Source organism: Bacillus sp. H1a, assembly GCF_000633475.1.
Classification (GTDB): Bacteria; Bacillota; Bacilli; order Bacillales; family Bacillaceae_G; genus Bacillus_A; species Bacillus_A paramycoides.
Window position 1 is genome coordinate 63415 of record NZ_AYMH01000001.1, and the last position, 18591, is coordinate 82005.

The window sequence follows — 18591 nt, forward strand, 5'->3', positions numbered from 1 at the left end:
TGAACTATACCGCAAGGGCTCAGGGCGTGAAGCTTTTATTAAAAAGCATTGGCCGAAGGACAATGCTCATTTAAAAGAAAGATTAAACGAGATGCAATTTTATGTGACCCAGGAAAATGGGACAGAACCACCCTTTCAAAATGAATATTGGAATCATAAAGAAGAAGGCCTCTATGTAGACATCGTCTCAGGTGAACCGCTATTTACTTCTTTAGATAAATTCGATAGCGGATGCGGATGGCCGAGTTTTACGAAACCGGTTATGTCAGCTAGTGTAAAAGAAAAAATGGATGTTAGTCATAATATGACGCGTACGGAAGTGAGAAGTAAAGAGGGAGATTCACATCTAGGGCATGTATTCCCAGACGGCCCAGGAGCAAATGGTCTTCGTTATTGTATTAATTCAGCGGCTCTTCGATTTATCCCAAAAGAGAAATTAGAAGAAGAAGGATATGGTGATTTCTTAATTCTGTTTGGCAATAAAAAATAACCTCGCAGTTAGCGAGGTTATTTTTTTATTTTGCTTTTTTCTTTTTAAATTTGCTTAGTGCTTCATAAACGATTGGTACGATAAGAAGTGTTAATAACGTTGAACTTGTTAATCCACCAATTACGGTTACTCCAAGTCCTTTAGAAATTAAGCCGCTACCTTCAAATCCTAATGCAAGCGGGATAAGAGCCCCGATTGTTGCAATTGCAGTCATTAAGATAGGACGTAGACGTGTTGCGCCAGCTTCTAGTAATGCTTCACGTGTTGATAGACCTTCGTTTTCTTTATGAATAACGCGGTCAATAAGTACGATTGCATTCGTTACAACGATACCAATTAACATAAGAGCCCCAATCATTGCGGATACACTTAATGTTTCGCCAGAGATTAATAGGGCAACAAGTGCACCGATGATTGTGAATGGTAGCGAGAATAAGATTGCAAATGGTGCAAGGGCACCGCCAAATGTAACGACAAGGACGAAGTATACAATGGCAATTGCAGCTAACATCGCTAAGCCAAGTTGCTTAAATGATTCTTGAATATCTTTTGTAACACCGCCCATAGAAACGTCTACACCAGAAGGAAGATCCATTTTATCCACTTCTTTTTGAACTGCAGCCGATGCTTTTGAAACGTCATCAGATGTTAATTTTGCACTTACTTCGGCATAAACGCGGCCATCTCGATGTGTTACGGTGTTAGAAGTTTCACCTTCTTTTTCAGTCATAACATCTTTAACAGCAACTTCATTACCGAGCGGTGTTTTAATTTTACGATTCGTTAAATCATCAATCGTTTCATAGTTCTGTTTTTCAGTTTCTACATATACATTTATATCTTTATTATCTTTTTTAATTGTTGTAAGAACAGGACGGTCGTGTTGATTAGAAAGTCCCATTCCAATTTGGGCAGCAGTTAGCCCCATTTTACTTAGCTTTTCTTGATCTGCGACTAAAGTGTATTCTGCATATGTTTTCGCAATACTAGAGTCTACGTCTTTTAAGTCTTTATTTTTCTTCATGATATTTTGAATATCTTTAACGACAGGCTTAATTTCTTCAGAGCTATCTCCATAAACGTATAGTTTAATTTCGTTACTACCGCCACTTGCTCCGAAATCTTGGTTTTTCCATTCGCCTTTTCCAGACATCTTTTGTAAATCTTTAACGACTTGTTCTTTCTCTTTTTCGAAGTTCTTCGTATCGTTATCATATTGAACGAAGAACATAGCTTGATTTGTTTTACCAGGGCTCATTGGGTTTTCGCCACCTAATGAGAATTGAATCGTCTTGACGTCTTTTTTATCTTGGAAATGCTTTTCAGCTTTCGTTGCAATTTTTTCAACGTCTTCTAACGTTTGACCTGGTTCAGGGTTGTACGTTGTGATAATCATTTTTTCTTCTTCAGATGGTAAGAAGCTGACACCGATAATTGGTACCAATGCAAGGCTACCTACTAATAGAAGGACAGCGATACTGGACGTAATAATCTTATGGTTTAATGCCCATTGAAGTATGCGTTTATAACCGTTTGCCAATTTGCTTGGCTTTTCTTCATGATGTACTTCTTTTTCTCTCATGCTCTCTTTCTTGAATAAGGAGTGAGCTAGCATTGGTACAATTGTAATTGCCACTAGTAATGATGCTAATAAGGCAAAGACAATAGTTAAAGCGAATGGTAAGAACATTTCACCAATCATACCTTTTACAAGCCCAAGAGGTAAGAATACAGCAATTGTTACAATTGTAGAAGACATAATTGGGATAAACATTTCTTTCGTAGCTTCACGAATTAAATCTTTACCACGTAATGTCTCTTCTGATAACGACATACGTCGGTAAATATTTTCAATAACAACAATTGAATCATCGACAACGCGTCCGATAGCGACCGTCATTGCTCCAAGTGTCATAATGTTAAGTGTAATATCCATTTGCTTTATTACTAAGACTGCAATTAATAAAGAAAGTGGTATAGAAACGACAGAGATTAGTGTTGTTCGAATATTTCTTAGGAACAACATGATAATAATAATCGCAAAGATAGCACCGAAAATAGCTTTGCTAAGCATTGTTTCAACTGATTTTTCGATAGGTGCACCTTGGTCGAATGTTGAAATAATCTCTAAATCTTTATATTTTTTCTCAAGGTCTTTTACTTTATCTTTAACTGCATTTACAACATCAACTGTATTTGCATCAGCAGCCTTCACAATTTGAATTCCAATTGCTTCTTTTCCATTTGTTCGAGAAATAGATTCTGCTTTTCCGACTTCTTTAATATCAGCAATTTCTTCTAATGTGACCGTTGGTATACCATTCATAGCGGCGGGATTCATTTGTGGTGCTTGTGTTCCGGCACCAGCACTTTGACTACCTTGACCATTTGGTGATGAAGGGATAGCTGGAATTTTTAATTCTTTTAATGCTTTAATCGTTGTAATGTTACCGTCTACAACAACTGACTTTTCCGTATCTTTAAATGTATATAAGCCAAGTGGTAAAGATACATCCGAACCTTTAATAATATTTTTTACAGTATCTTCACTTAAACCTAATTCTTTCATCTTATCTTGTTTGAAGACAAGTTGTACTTCGTCTACTTGTTGACCTGTGATTTGAACAGATGCGACACCATCAAGTCCTTTTAAACCTGGAACAACATTTTTTTCAACATTTTCAGTTAAGGTAGCTAAAGATTCATTTTTACTTGCTACGCTTAATGAAATAACAGGAAAGGCATTAAAGTTTACTCGAGAGACTTTCGGATCTTTTACACCTTCCGGCAGTTTCATATTTGCGAGTGCCTCTTTAACTTCTGTTTCGGCTTTTTCCATATTTTTATCAAAATCATATTCTATTTGAATAGAAGATGCATTTTGATAAGAGGATGAGCTAACAACGTTTACGCCGCTTAAATTTTGCAGTTGCTCTTCCATCGGTTTTGACACTTTATCAGCTACTTCAGCTGGCGTAGCACCAGGATAAACCGTAGTTACTGTTACAATCGGTGTTGTAATATCAGGAATTGTCTCAAGCTTCATATTGAGTCCAGAATAAATACCTGCGATAGTAACAATAATGGTTAGTAGCCAAACTGCGAACTTATTTTTTAACGAGAAATTGATGATTTTGTTCATGTTTGCGCTCCCTTTTTATTGTATTGACCAATCGGTCAGTCTAATACATAATATAACTGACCGATTGGTCAGTCGTCAATGAAAAGAGATGGTATAATAAAGCTAAAATGTAAGGGGAGAGATTTTTTATTATTCCTTACTGAATTATTAGCTTTTATTAATTGAACTTTTAAATAGATAGTAGGCCTCAAAAATAACTTGTTTGTTCCGTTAAATTTTTGGGGAGGAGTCTTGCTGCTTGCTAATATAAGATTAAATTTACATAAGATGCGAAATTAAGTTTAGGAGAGAAAATATGAAAGAAAAAGAGCGCTTAATTATAGAGATGGCTATGAAGTTATTTGCGACTAAGGGTGTAAATGCAACGTCAGTACAAGAAATCGTCACCGCCTGTGGTATATCGAAAGGGGCTTTTTATTTGTATTTTAAATCGAAAGACGAGCTTTTATTAGCAACACTTCGATATTATTATGACAAAATCCAAAAAAAAATGCTGGATATTGAGAAAGAATCTTTATTACCACGTGAAAAATTCGAAAAACAATTATATTGTCAGTTTACTGATGTGCAAAAGCATAAAGAATTTATTATTATGCATGCAAGAGAAAATGCAATTCCGTTTAATAAAGAAGTAGAAGAGTTTATGATGCGGATGAAATTAGAGTCTCATGCCTTTTATCGGAATAGCTTACTGTCCATTTATGGTGAAAAAGTCAGTCCATATTTATTAGATTTGGTAATTATGGTGGAAGGAATATGCCATGGTTATTTACAGTTAATTATTTTAAATGAGCCAGAAATTGATTTTTCTTATGTTTCTTCATTTATTTTAAAAAGAATAGACCATTTAGTAGAAGGGCTTCTAGGCTCTTCGGAGGAACCTGTTTTAAATGAGGAAAAGATGGGGGAGTTTTTTTGTAGCTCAGAGCTTATTAAAGAACAGGTGAAAGAGCATTTTTTGAAAGAAATTATTATGTTAAAGCGAACATTAGCAGATCAACTGGAAAATGATGAGGTTTTAGTCACTTTAGATGTTTTAGAATCAGAAATGAGAGTTCAAAATCCAAGGATTCCAGTTATTCGAGGGATGTTAGCGAATTTGGAAGCGTATAATGATTTGAAGGATTTTCGATTAAGGTTAGCTCGATATTATAATATAGAGTTGAAATAATGAAATGTTAGTTTAATCTTTTTGTCTTATTGGCCTGAAGCTACTGAAAGCTTCGTTATTATAAAAAAATCCGTTCCTAAATGCTTTCTAGGAACGGATTTTATTTTACAATTATAATGAAATAATTTAAGGCTTATTTATTTTGTTCTGCCCACTCTTCAACATTCCAAGTTTTTGTGATCCAGCCTTCATAAAATTCTGGTTCGTGACATACAAGAAGGATTGTCCCTTTATATGCTTTCAGAGCTTTTTGAAGTTCTTCCTTTGCTGTAACATCAAGATGGTTTGTTGGCTCGTCGAATAATATCCAGTTACTTTCTTCACCCATTAGCTTACATAAACGAACTTTTGCTTGCTCGCCACCACTTAATTGACTTAGAGGGCGAGATATATGCTCATTTTTCAATCCGCATTTCGCTAACATGGCACGGATTTGATGTTGGTCCATGCTAGGGAATGTGTTCCAAACGTCATCAATTGGTGTTATATTATCAGCTTTTACTTCTTGTTCGAAGTATGCAGGTTCTAAGAAGTCACCAAGACTCGTTTTACCGCTTAATGGTTTAATTTTTCCTAAAATCGTTTTTAATAATGTTGATTTACCAACACCATTACATCCAACGATAGCGATTTTTTCACCGCGTTCAATTGTCATTGTTAGTTTTGGTAGTAATGGGTGTGTATATCCGATTTCTACATCTTCACCTTCAAAGACGAAACGGCTACTTGCACGACATTCTTTAAATGAGAATTCTGGCTTAATTGCTGTTTCAGGACGATCAATAAGCTCCATGCGATCAAGCTGTTTTTGACGACTCTTTGCACGACCTGTAGTTGAATAACGAGCCTTGTTCTTCGCAATGAAATCTTCTTGCTTTTTAATAAACTCACGTTGCTTTTCATAAGCGTTTATATGTTGGTTTTTATTGATTTCTGCTAGTTCTAGGAATTTTTCGTATGTCGCTGTATAGCGCGTCATTTTCGTAAATTCTAGATGGAAAATAACATCAACACATTTATTCATAAATTCTGTATCATGGGAAATTAATAAGAATGCATGCGGGTATTCTTTTAAATAATTCGTTAACCAATGAATGTGTTCAACGTCTAAATAGTTGGTAGGCTCATCGAGTAATAACACTTCTGGTTGCTCAAGTAAAAGTTTTGCAAGCAATACTTTTGTACGTTGTCCACCACTTAGTGCTGAAACATCACGATCTAAACCAATCGCATCAATTCCAAGACCTCGTGCTGCTTCTTCGATTTTCATATCTAGTAAATAGAAACCGCCTGCTTCGAGTGCATCTTGTATTTCTGCCATCTGCTCAAGAAGGTCCTCTAATTCTTCTGGTGTAGCAGTTCCCATTTTTTCTGTAACTTCATTTAACGCCTGTTCCTTTTTAAATAAAGGTAAAAATGCATCAGCTAATACGTCACGAATTGTACGACCAGGTGTTAAAACTGTATGCTGATCTAAGTAACCGTAATGTGTGCCTGGTGTCCACTCTACACGACCTTGGTCGTGAATAAGCTGTCCAGTAATAATATTCATAAATGTTGATTTACCAACACCATTTGCACCGACTAATCCAACGTGTTCACCTGCTAGTAATCGCATAGATACATCTTTAAATAATGTACGATCACCAAATGTATGTCCTAGTTTTTCGACTGTTAATAAGCTCATAGTATCCTCCGTCCATTTCAAAATAGTATCTTGAATCATGATACTAGATTATTGAGTATAATGCTATCCTTTCGAAATGTATCTTTTTGTAAGAAGGATATTGTATTTTTTTGGGAAAAGGTTATAATATAAATTAAACAGTGGTCAATTAAAATGTGAGGTATGAAAAATGTCGCCAAGAAGGGCAGTTAAACAAGAATTAACGAGAGAAATGATTATGAATGTGGCAAGGGACCTATTTATAGCACAAGGGTATCGGCATACTTCAATGCGTAAAATCGCAACGGAACTAGGGTATAGTCACGGCGCCATCTATTATCATTTTAAAAATAAGGCAGAGCTTTTTTATGCAATGGTAGAACAAGATTTTCAGTTGCTAAATCAAAAGTTAGATGAGATTAATGGTCAAAATTTACCACAAGAGGAACAATTAAAAGCTGTTTTATTTGGTTTTATTGAATTTGGTTTGCAAAATCAAAGTCATTATGAAATCATGTTTTTAATTAGAGATGATGAGTTAAAAGAATGTTTAGCAGATGGCCCAAATGTTAGTTACGAAAAATTTGCTACTGTTGTATCTTCTTTGTGTAATGAGAAGGTAAATGTAATGACAATATGGTCTGTTTTTCTATCATTACATGGGTTTGTGGCACACTATTGTGGAAGTGATCAAACATTTGAAGAAGTAAGAGGATTAGCTAAAGTACACGTGGAGTTTATTTCAAAATCGCTTCTTATGTAAGTGATTTTCTTTTTAATATTAATTGAACAGTGGTTAATTAATTAGGGGGGATTTATAATGAAAAAAGCTTTAGTACTAGGAGCATCTGGATCAATGGGGTATGCAATTGTAAAAGAATTATGTAACCGTGGAATTCACGTAGCGGCCTTTGCGAGGAATAAAGAGAAATTAGAGGTATTATTTTCTGGAGAAGAAAATGTGAAAGTTGTAGCGGGAGATGTATTTATACAGGAGGATATAATGGAAGCTGCGAAAGGCGTTGATATTATATTCCATGCTGTGAACATTCCATATTCAGATTGGGAGAAGAAGCAACCAAGATTATTAAAAAATATATTGGAAGTAGCAAGGTATTACGACAGTAAGTTGGGGATAGTGGATAATATTTATGCGTATGGAAGGCAAGGGAAAGAACCTGTAGCGGAAGAAGTTAAAAAGGCACCACATACAAAGAAAGGGAAAATTCGGTTGCAACTTGAAATGATGGCAAAACAGGCTCATGTAAAAATGTTTATTGCTCATTTTCCGGATTTCTATGGTCCGAATGCAGAAAGTACACTCGTTCATCATACTTTGAAAGGTGTACTTGCAAATAAGTTAGCAAGCTTTGTTGGGGATAAAAGGATCGCACGTGAGTATATTTTCACGCCAGACGGTGCAAAAGCAATGATTGAATTAGCTTTACGTGATGAGGCCTATGGACAAAATTGGAACATACCAGGTTATGGTGTCATTACAGGAGAAGAGATGATTCAACATATACGAGAATTAACGGGGTATACAAAACCAGTAATGACGGTAAAAAAAGGTATGATAAATTTAATTGGACTATTTGATAAGCAGATGAAAGAATTTGTGGAAATGCTATATTTGACAGAAAATCCAGTTGTATTAAGTGGGGAGAAATATGAGAGGTATATTGGGGATATACCAAGAACTTCTTATTATAATGGGCTAAAAGAAACGATTATATCTATGCAAAATAAAGGTGTGTAAATGTTAGTATATAAAAAAAGTTACTTCTGTAGGTAGAAGTAACTTTTTTTATATTACGCTTTTTGTTTGACTTCACTAACTTTCTTTTCAGCTACAATAAAATGTGGTCTACGTTTCGTTTCATAATAAATGCGACCGATGTATTCTCCCATAACACCTAGGAAAATGAGTTGAATACCACCAATAAATAATATAGCGGAAATTAAAGTGAAGTATCCTGGGACTTCAACACCACCAACAATAATTTGAACAAATGTAGTGAGTACGTATAAAATTCCTAAAATAGTTGTTAATAATCCAAGATATATAGATAGTCGTAACGGTTTATTATTGAATGAGATAACACCATCTATTCCGTAATTTAACAATTTAGAAAAAGTCCATTTACTTTCTCCGTCAGAACGTAATACATTTTCATATTCAATAATTAGTTCATTAAATCCAATCCAGGAGAATAAACCTTTTGAGAAGCGATTGTATTCGCTTAAAGATAATAAAGAATCAACTGCTCTTCTACTTAGAAGTCTAAAATCTCCAATGCCGTCTACTAATTCAATATCTACAAACTTATTCATCACTTTATAGTATAGACGAGAAACGAAAGAGCGAACGGGCGAATCACCTGTTCTTGTTCTTTTTGCAATAACTTGGTCGTAACCTTCGTTATATCCTTCTAACATTTCTTTTATTAGTGTAGGAGGATGCTGTAGATCGGCGTCCATAATAACAACTGCATCGCCTGTAGCGTATTTTAAACCAGCTAGCATAGCGGCTTCCTTGCCGAAATTTCGGCTAAATGATATATAGTGAACAGCTGAATCTGAATTTGCCAAATCACGTAGAATATTTAATGTATTATCTTTACTACCATCATTCACAAAAACAAATTCATAATCGGTAGTTAATTTATGAATTTCAAGAGATGTCTCTGAATAAAAGGCTCGAAGCATCTTTTCTTCATTGTAGCATGGTACGACTATTGAAAGAGTCATTTTTGACCCTCCTTGTTTATAATGGTTAAAACGGTATTTAACATTTTTTATGAAGCTATCCGCTTTGGATAGCTTCATGATTTATTGAGTGATCATTGCTGCTTTTTAAAAGAGAATTTTCGTCGTCCGTTTGGATTTGTAAAAACTAGTAAAGCTACACAAATAATTAGTGAAATAATTGATATAATCATACCTAATTTAAAGTAAGGTGTAACGTAAGTCATTTCGATTACATGTGAGCCTTTTGTAATTGGTACACCGATAAAGGCAGAATTAGCTTTCGTAAATTCTGTTTCTTTTCCATCAACTTTTATAGTCCAGCCTTTACTATATGGAACCGATAAATAGAGTAGACCATCTTTATTTGAGTTGATGTCCCCTTTTAAATAGTTGTTTTTATAATAAATATTTTGAAGTCTATTTTCAGTTAGTTTTTCTGTTTCTTTTTGTATACCTTCGTAATTTACGATATTTGCTTGTAAGTCTTCAAGTTCGTATTCACCTGGTGCATCAATTGAAATAGTTAGTTGGTCTGGACGATCATCTTTACCTAAATTATAAACGAATCTTTCTAAAGGATATGAGTATGCACCAGTGTCTTCACCTTTCCCCATATCTTTCCCGTTAACTACTGCATGGAATGAGCCTTTATTTTTTATCTTTAATTCTACAATTAGGTCTCCAGGGGTATTAGGATAATTTATAGGTACGATCATCTTTCCATCGCCATGGACAATGAGTTTATTATTCTCTTTTTCCATATTTTCTAGTTGTACTTTTTCCATTTTGATAGATACCGGTTTTGAATTAAGGTTCTTTTTATCAAAATGAGTTAATGAAAAGTCTTTTACATTATTAACGACTACAGCATGTAATAATAATTGGTCACGCTGAGCGAAGTTTAATTTAGAAAATTCTTCTTCACTTATACCAGAATCATATACATACCCTAATGGTAAAGCATAATCATTTTGGTAAACATTATATGGTCCTACTTGTTTTAATAGTTTATATCCATATGGGATATTTTTTGGATCTGTATCAGCGTGTAGTACGCGGTACTTTACACCCAACATATTTTCAAGTAGTAGTCTACTATCAGCTTGATAGAACATCGAAGGTGTGTCGTATCCTTGGAATACGTTGTATTTATTTTTCATAAAGTCATGGACATAATAATTAACCAAGCTTTGATACGTACTTACACCATGGTAACCTTGTAGCATTGGTGTGTTACGAGCGCTACCTGGGTTAAGGATACGATAAAAGTCTTTATCATGTTCTTGTATGTAACGAATCGCGGCAATTTCTTCTTTATTATCAAATCCTGATTCATGTAATCTTTCTGCCGAAACAGTGCTTTGTCCAAAAACAGTACTAAGCATATTATTAGCGTACATGTAATTCATGGAAATTGTACTAATGAGCACGTTCAATACAACTAAAAATTGTATGAAATGTTTAGAAAGATAACGCCATAAACATACTGTAATGGCAGAAAGAACGACAGTCCCGAGTAAAATGTTGTCAACTTCTTGTAAAGGTTTATCAGTTACATTTATATTTACTTTTCTATAAAATGCATAAATGAATAATCCGATAGACACTAGTGAACTTATTATATAAGGTAATTTATATTCTTTCTTATGAACAATCATCCAATCTAAGATGTATGCAATTGTTTGAGCAATTACAAATACAAATAAATAAAGCCATCTATATTGCATTGCTGAAAAACCATTAAATACAGAATATGTGTATGGAAGCATAAACAGAATGAACATGAAAAACGTAAAGAATACTTTGTTTTTAATGAGTTTATCACGTATAAACATTCCAAATATGATTAGGAATAAAATTAAAGCTGGCAAAGCTAATTGATGATTTTCAGGATCATATAAGAAGAAGATAGTTTCCATTAGATCTTTATAAAATTTATCGTCAAAAAATAAAGGTATATCAAATTTCTTCGTTAACCGATCGGCACTAAATACCGCATTGACTGATGGAATAAAGCAAACTGCAGCTAAGCCAAGTGATAGACCGTATAATAATCCAATTCTAATATAATAAGTTAGAAAAGAGACGATTGTTTTATTTTGCTGTGTGGCAAAGTATTGGAAAAATGCATAAATGAAAATGAAAATACTTGTTATAAAAGCAAAATAAAAGTTCGATGCTAGCATTAAAGCAGCAGCTACTAGGAAAAGTCCGCGTTTCTTTTCTATAATATATTTATCAAGTCCCCATATTACTAATGGTAAAAATACGATGGCATCAGCCATGAAATCCCAAAGTAATGAATGGCGCATAAAAGTTATACATCCACCATACATAATAGCAGCAATAAAGGATGAGAAGGCTGTTTTATTATGATAACGTAAAGAACCATACATGAATAACATAGCTAAAAAGTTTTTTAAAATACTCATATATAATTTCATATCATAAATCTGTTCAATATTTAGTTTAGGTAGTAATAGTGTAATCCAGAAGAACGGTGCTGTGCTGTAATAGTAACTAAACTCTCCAAATAAATCTCCACCTAACCCATAATCAAAAGACCAAAAAAGATTACCATCTTTAAAGGCGTGTTGTAGGAGAAACGTAAAGAATCCAAATTGTTCTAATGCATCACCTGAGCCAGAAAATACTTGATTAGATGTTAAAAAGAAATAATGAAAAGCAAAAGCACACAATAATAATGTTGGAATAATTATTATAGTTTTCTTTGAGAAAATCTTATTGTTCGGCTTTACGCTCATAAAAATTTATAATCCTCCTTTGAAAGTTGTCACATATAAAAACACACCGATTATAAAGGTGTGTTTTTTAGTTTTAGCATAAAAAATATATGTTTTTGTTGTATCATATATATTTTATAAGCATTGAATTTCATAGTTTACTTGTAATTTAGTATAAAGCATTCTCGGAAAGTAAGTCAATTTGCCCTGGAATATATAGCATTTTTTAACTATTGGAAAGTCGAGAACAATGAAGTGTAGTCTTCATTGTTTATTTTCTGTAAATGACGGTATATAAAAAGCCAAAAGCTTTTCCATTCTTAATAGGAAAAGCTTTTGGCTTTTAAGCATTTTTGTGAAATAATTTTTCATTTACAAATCGTAAAATTAATCCGCGTATTTGTGGATCAATTGCAAGACCGATAATACCGTACAATAAGCCAGTAAGTATTAAAGCTACTAGTGGCGGCAAGTTAATTAATATGGTGCGGTATAGTGCGTAACTGATTATAAAGGCAAAGGTATTGAATATAATCCCCTTGAATAGTAATGTGAAACCTTTACGAACAAATAAAGTAAATCCGATTAATAACGTGATCTCGGTAAGGATAGCAGCTACAGCAGCGCCCAGCATTCCAAATTGGCTACCTAATACGATGTAACTTATAAGGGCAACAGCTAATCCACCCCCCATCGTTGTTGCACGTTTCCACTGTTGACCAATTGTCGTTAAATTATCAGCAAGTGGATAGCTGATGGATTGTAAAATGACTATAAAGGCTAAAATTGCAAGGGCATCACCAGCTGGTGCATATTCTTCACCTAATAAAGTTACAATCCAAAAACTTGGATCGGCGATAAATGGGATAGAAATTCCCATTCCTAAGAAAGACATAAGTTTTAATTCGAACTGAGATAGTTTTCTATGTTCATCAATATTCTTTTCATTTCCAAAAGCAAACAATTTTGGATAAAAGGCTGCTGCAATTACACCGGGTATTTGATAAAGTACAGCAGGTATTTTATAGGCGGCCCCAAAGAATCCAACTTGCTCATTCGTTGAAACTTTTTGTAATATAATGGGGCCTAACTGTGGCAAAAGCATAATGATAATGCCATTGATTGTGAAAATAAGTAATTGATCTAAAATGCCTTTATCCCAGCCCTTATGAATTGTTGTATAACGGATTGTCATTATAAAGGCAATGACTCCTGTTACAAGGCTAGATATTCCGTACATGGCAGCGACCATCATAAGTGACCATTTAAATGACATCCCTAGCAGAAGAGCAGCCGCGGCTGTTACCCCTTGTAGCACAGAAATAATCGCTGTAAATTGCATACGCTCTGTTACTTGGAAATAAGCCATCCCAACACCTTGTAAGGTGGCTCCAAACATGGTTGGTAGTACGACCCAATATACCATGGCACGTAAGTAAGCATCAGTGTAGAAGAACTGAGCAAAAATAGCGAAGAGCACAGAAATTACGATAGCTAATACTAAACGAATACGTAAATAACTACTTATTAATACGCTAATGTTAGCGTCGCCTCTCGTTCCTTCACGCATAAACGTATGTGTCAAACCTGCATCTGTAAAATAACAAATAACAGCGGAAACTGCTAATGCAGTTGTAAACATCCCATACTCACCTGGTGAAACATATCTTGCAAAGAAAATAGTTGCGATAGCAAGTACAAATCGAACAGTAATGTTTCCTACAAATAGGTAGGAGGCATTTTTAAGAATTTTATTATTTTTCATGGAAAAAGACCTTTCTATTCCTTAGGACGTACGTTGTCCTAGTTGTAAATTTGATTTGTTTACGGAAAGAATGTTTAGAAGCGTACTTTTAATTTAAGAAAACATAAACTTAATTCGTACAAACCAAAGCATTGCGTATAACTTCTTGCTTCGTTTTCCATTTTTTGAATAAATTTTGCTGCAATATTGTTTTATATCTTTTTTGATTAATTGAACTTGTGATTTATCTAACTTAGAGCTTCCTTTAATGTATATACAAGCATTATTAATGACTGTATATGGGAATAGGTAAGTTTCAAGGATTTCAATAAGTTCTGTAGAATCATTCACGGTTAAATCTTTTGATTTAGTACGAACCCAATTCTTCATTCGATTAAATACTTCTAATTCTTTTGTTGTTTTTAATTCATAATCTTTATACTTTGAAGAAAGATTTCCTTCTGATAAGATTCGATAATATGTTAAATATTCATCTACATAGCATACATTTGTTACACTCATTAATTTAAATAGAAATTCTAAGTCTTCTCCCCAGCTACATCCTGGCGTGAAACGAATGTTATGATCCATCACGATAGATCTTTTGAAAATCCAAGTGCTCGTTTGAGCAACAACTTGATGTGTTAAGAAAGCCTTTGTCATATCACCTTTAATAAAGTTTGTCGTGTGCTCAATCTTTTCCCCAGTCTCTTCGTAAAAGTTCATATAGCCACAATAACAAGCGTTCATTTTGTTTTTATGCATGCTCTCGATTTGTTTTTCTATTTTTGTTGGGTGCCATAAATCATCACTATCAAGAAAAGCAACATATTCTCCGCTAGCATTTTCAATTCCTGTATTACGAGCCACTGAAACGCCTTGATTTTCTTGTGGGACGTATTTTATTTGTCCTGGGTACTTTTGTACAAGATTTTTTACGATGGAAGGTGATTGATCTTTGCTTCCATCATCTACAATTACAATTTCAATGTTTTTATATGTTTGATCTAGTATTGATTGCATCGTTTCTTCAATATATTTTTCCGTGTTATACAGAGGTATGACAACGGAAACGAGTTGTTTTTGTTCCATCATAGAGTTTTTATCTCCTCAAATTTTTTATGTTTTGTACCATATATACAAGCCTTTTGAAAGGAAGAAGATTACAAGAACATCTGTATAAGTTTAACGCATATAAACTTTGTAAATCAACTTTCTATTGTGGTACCTCGATAATTAAAAAGAAATAATGTGAAATGATAAAAGCCCCTTAATTTTTCAAGCGAAATTAAGGAGCTTTAATATATTAGTATTTAGTTAGGAAGTTATTCTTTATCTGTTATCTTTAACTTTTGTTTTAATAATGCATAATCTTGCGTTAATGTTACAAGTTGATGATGTAATTTGGAGATTTTTCTCGTCAGGTCAAAAATTAAGATAAAACAGAATAGTAGTCCAAATAAGAATAAAATGGATGGAGGATATTCTACTTTTAATAGTTTTCCAATCCAATTTATAATTTTATCCGTAGAACTTAAAATAGCCATTGCAATACAAACGAAAATCCATAAAATAGCATATTTTGTTTCTAAAGTTCCACGACGAATGGAATTAATAATTAAGAAGAATAGCAATAAAATAAAGATGAATGAAAAGGTAATTATATGCATTCATTATCAACCTTTCACGATTTTTTGCATCAATATAGCAAGACTTACCTTAACCATGTAATATGCAGATTTAAGAGGCGTGATGGAAGATTGTCCACCTTGTCGCTCCTGCATATTTACAGATATTTCATTAATGCGCAGTTTTTTCTTTTTTAAATGAATAAGGACTTCTGGTTCTGGATAATCTTTTGGATAATTGTGTGCAAAAATCTTAATTACTTCTCGATTGATAGCACGATACCCAGAAGTTGGATCCATAAATGTTTGTTTTGTTAGTAATTTCAATAGAGCAGTAAAGTAAAAAATACCGATTCTTCGGGAAATACTACCTTTATATGCTGTTTTTTCTGTAAAACGTGAACCTAGCACCATATCGCATTGATCCTCGGCAATAGGCTGTATAATTTTGTATAAATCATCAGGATTATGTTGTCCATCAGCATCGAACTGAATCGCAATATCATATCCGTTCTCATAAGCGTATTTATATCCAGTTTGTACAGCTGAACCAATACCTAGATTGTATGGTAAATTAACAAGGTGAACAGGGAAATCTTTTACGATTTGAGCTGTTTTATCTTTTGATCCATCATTAATAACGCAAATGCTTAATGCTGTAAAATGCTGTTTTAGTTCTAATAATCTTGTTAATGTATCTGCAATTGCTTCTTCCTCATTATACGCTGGAATAATAATTAACGTTTTTGGTATTGAAATTGGTACCTCAATAGACATTACCGCACCATCCCTTATATACTTAATCATAATATGGTTATTTTTAAACGAACATTATTTAATATACCATTAATAGTATAACAAAATAAAGGAAAAGCTGCTGGGTGATTTTAGGAAACAGGCATCGAATAAAAGCGGTAAGGAGTAACACTTTATTATAAAAAAAATACATGCAAGGAAGAAAAAAACCTGTGCATGTATAAGATAAAAGTCTAATGTTACATATTCCAAGGCTTACTTAAAGTTAATACTTCAGCCATTTCTTTACTTTTTAAGCGTCCTTTTTTTCGGTTTTCTGCGCGTTCTGAGCCGGTTGTGTGTAACCAATGTTCTTCCTCTGTTTCGGGAAGTACTTGCGGTACGGATGAAGGTTTTCCATCTTTTAATGCGACAAATGTAATGAAGCAAGTCGCAGCAATTCTACGTTCGCCTGCTAATAAATTCTCTGCAATTACTTTTACGAAAACTTCCATTGAAGATTTTCCTGTATAACATACGAAAGCCTCATAACAAACAGAATCTGCTTGGTGAATTGGAGTTAAAAAATCAACGGAATCGATAGATGCTGTTACGCAGTGTTTACGACTATGTCTCGCAGCTGCAATTGAAGCGATACTATCAATTTCTGCTAATAATTTTCCTCCGAAAAGTGTTTGATGATTATTTAAATCATTAGGAAAAACACGTGTTGTTTTAATTGCTTTTGATTCTCGCATGAATTTCTTTTCCATATATTCAGCCCCTATTTTCTGTTTTCAATCAGAGTGACATGTGTAAGTGGAGTACTCAATTATTAAAAAATACTAGATATTTAACGAAGTAAAATGTTTTTGAAGAGGATTATCCCGCAAAAGCCCGATTGGTGTGGGCTAATAATTAGTGGAGGATGAATAAACCCCTTACTGATTAAAGTTGCACTTTATTAAAACTTCTGTATTTGTATTCATGTAACTGAAAGAAAATTTATCGTATATAAAATGTAGTGTAAAAGAGGATTCGCTTACATTGCAAGTGAAAAAGTGATGACTATGTATTTGTCATAGAAATTCCCTATCAGCCGTGTGCCTATTCATGATAGAATCGTTTTGTTATGAATGGAAATAGAGGTGCAATGGACATATGAATCATATACAAACAAATTTTTCGTCTTTCTTCAGTAAAATAATGATTGGTGCGATGCTCGCATTTTTTGTTTATAGTTGCTGGTCCGCTTTTGAAATGAGTAAGCAATTTTTTGGAGGAAGTACAACAAGTGTAACAATCGTACTGGCAATTTTTATTATCCTCATTTTGTTAGTGGCATCGATTTTGCAATATCGTTTTACAGATAAACAATTTCTTATTTTTCTTATAAGCATATCCATAGTTGTGAGACTTGGCGTGGTTCTGTTTGCAGATGTTCCAATGATAGGTGATATGAAAGCTATGTATGAGTCTGCAAAGCAGATTGCCATTGGTAATAACGTAGGGGATGTAACTCAGTTACCTTTTATTATTTATGAATCAATCATTATTCGTATATTTGGTGATACTGTATTCGCCTTACAATTATTTAATATTGTATTTTGCACAGGAACTGCATTTTTCATTTATCGTATTGCATCAATGGTGTTTGGGGAAGAGTGTGGTCGTATTGCTTCTGTGTTTTACGCTTTATATATTCCAAATATATTTATGAGTTCTTTATTAACGGCGGAATCGCTCGCAATATGTTTATTTTATTGTGCTTGTTACATACTTCTATATAAAGGATTAGATCATCCTTATATGTGGGGGATTTCAGCTATTGTATTTGCACTTAGTAATATGATTTTCCCGCTAGGTTTATTTTTACCTATTTTTATAGCTGTATATGTGCTGTTAATTGAATTATTTCAATCAGCAACGAAGCAAAAATTGCTATTAAAAATGATAGGAATACTTATTCTATTTTATAGTACGCATTTTGGCGTGAGCTATGGGATCAAGGCGATGGGAATGCCACAGTATACGATTTCTAATGAGACGTATGTTCAATCTGTTTTGATTGGAAAAAGTGAAAATGGAGAAAAAACGTCTGGAAATCAAAGTGTAAAAGAGCACATTGATCAAAAGTTAAAAGAGATTGAAGTAGAAAGATTTAAGCTTTTAAAGCCGGTAATCAACCAGTTTTCAGATGAGGGAATAAACTCGATTCTTTTTAAATGTGAAAAACTTATATATATAGCGGTAACAGTATTTATGGCTATAGCTTTATTACATTTTCTCATTAAAAAACAACAAAATGAAGGATATATGTTGTTTTTATTATTAATTGGCGGATACGTATCATTAAGGCTCTTTCAAGTAGATATGGCATATTATAATATTATTATGCCGGCTTTGTTTATTTTACAAAGCTTTGGTGTTTATATGAGTTATTTTTATTGCCAAAAGGTCTTTTTCAGAAAATAAAAGAATCCAGTTCGGATTCTTTTTTTATAGATGGATTATTAGTCG

At 33.5% G+C, this 18591-nt stretch carries 14 protein-coding genes; 5 read left to right on the forward strand and 9 right to left on the reverse strand.

Translation table 11 applies throughout. The features are described 5' to 3' along the window. Positions 1–37 precede the first annotated feature (37 nt). The gene (gene msrB / locus U860_RS36195; RefSeq protein WP_275887043.1) at positions 38–490 is read left to right on the forward strand and encodes a peptide-methionine (R)-S-oxide reductase MsrB; all 453 of its coding nucleotides are present in this window, start codon (positions 38–40) and stop codon (positions 488–490) included. 25 nt (positions 491–515) lie between these two features. On the opposite strand, the gene U860_RS0100315 is transcribed toward msrB, so the two are convergent. Beyond that, entirely contained in the window at positions 516–3632 is a 3117-nt protein-coding gene (locus U860_RS0100315; RefSeq protein ID WP_025146970.1) for an efflux RND transporter permease subunit, read from the reverse strand. 295 nt (positions 3633–3927) lie between these two features. Here U860_RS0100315 and U860_RS0100320 point away from each other — a divergent pair, with 295 nt between their 5' ends. Next, on the forward strand, positions 3928–4803 hold the full coding sequence (locus tag U860_RS0100320; protein WP_025146971.1) for a TetR/AcrR family transcriptional regulator: 876 nt from the start codon (positions 3928–3930) through the stop codon (positions 4801–4803). A gap of 133 nt (positions 4804–4936) precedes the next feature. On the opposite strand, the gene U860_RS0100325 is transcribed toward U860_RS0100320, so the two are convergent. Beyond that, complete coding sequence (locus tag U860_RS0100325; protein ID WP_025146972.1) at positions 4937–6490, reverse strand: ABC-F family ATP-binding cassette domain-containing protein; 1554 nt, start codon at positions 6488–6490, stop codon at positions 4937–4939. Positions 6491–6659: 169 nt separating this feature from the next. Here U860_RS0100325 and U860_RS0100330 point away from each other — a divergent pair, with 169 nt between their 5' ends. Then, positions 6660–7232 (forward strand): TetR/AcrR family transcriptional regulator, encoded by a 573-nt coding sequence (locus U860_RS0100330; protein ID WP_025146973.1) that lies wholly within the window; start codon positions 6660–6662, stop codon positions 7230–7232. Between the two features lie 57 nt (positions 7233–7289). After that, on the forward strand, positions 7290–8228 hold the full coding sequence (locus tag U860_RS0100335; RefSeq protein ID WP_025146974.1) for an SDR family NAD(P)-dependent oxidoreductase: 939 nt from the start codon (positions 7290–7292) through the stop codon (positions 8226–8228). A 53-nt stretch (positions 8229–8281) separates the two neighbouring features. On the opposite strand, the gene U860_RS0100340 is transcribed toward U860_RS0100335, so the two are convergent. The 7 genes from U860_RS0100340 to U860_RS0100370 all read right to left on the reverse strand — a co-directional run bounded on the left by U860_RS0100340 (position 8282) and on the right by U860_RS0100370 (position 16844). Further along, positions 8282–9220 carry a glycosyltransferase family 2 protein gene (locus tag U860_RS0100340; RefSeq protein ID WP_029952790.1) on the reverse strand — a complete coding sequence of 313 codons (939 nt, stop codon included), beginning with the start codon at positions 9218–9220 and terminating at the stop codon, positions 8282–8284. A 92-nt stretch (positions 9221–9312) separates the two neighbouring features. Next, positions 9313–11985: a YfhO family protein gene (locus tag U860_RS0100345; protein WP_025146975.1), complete on the reverse strand. Its 2673-nt coding sequence runs from the start codon at positions 11983–11985 to the stop codon at positions 9313–9315. Between the two features lie 322 nt (positions 11986–12307). After that, on the reverse strand, positions 12308–13729 hold the full coding sequence (locus U860_RS0100350; protein WP_025146976.1) for an oligosaccharide flippase family protein: 1422 nt from the start codon (positions 13727–13729) through the stop codon (positions 12308–12310). Positions 13730–13822: 93 nt separating this feature from the next. Then, the gene (locus U860_RS0100355; protein WP_025146977.1) at positions 13823–14803 is read right to left on the reverse strand and encodes a glycosyltransferase family A protein; all 981 of its coding nucleotides are present in this window, start codon (positions 14801–14803) and stop codon (positions 13823–13825) included. Between the two features lie 230 nt (positions 14804–15033). Then, a complete protein-coding gene (locus U860_RS0100360) occupies positions 15034–15378 on the reverse strand; it encodes a DUF2304 domain-containing protein (protein WP_002174456.1) in 345 nt (114 codons plus the stop codon). Between the two features lie 6 nt (positions 15379–15384). Beyond that, entirely contained in the window at positions 15385–16113 is a 729-nt protein-coding gene (locus U860_RS0100365; RefSeq protein WP_025146978.1) for a glycosyltransferase family 2 protein, read from the reverse strand. Positions 16114–16331: 218 nt separating this feature from the next. Continuing rightward, complete coding sequence (locus tag U860_RS0100370; RefSeq protein WP_000412134.1) at positions 16332–16844, reverse strand: acyl-CoA thioesterase; 513 nt, start codon at positions 16842–16844, stop codon at positions 16332–16334. A gap of 388 nt (positions 16845–17232) precedes the next feature. Here U860_RS0100370 and U860_RS0100375 point away from each other — a divergent pair, with 388 nt between their 5' ends. After that, entirely contained in the window at positions 17233–18546 is a 1314-nt protein-coding gene (locus U860_RS0100375) for a glycosyltransferase family 39 protein (protein WP_025146979.1), read from the forward strand. The last annotated feature ends 45 nt before the right edge of the window (positions 18547–18591 follow it).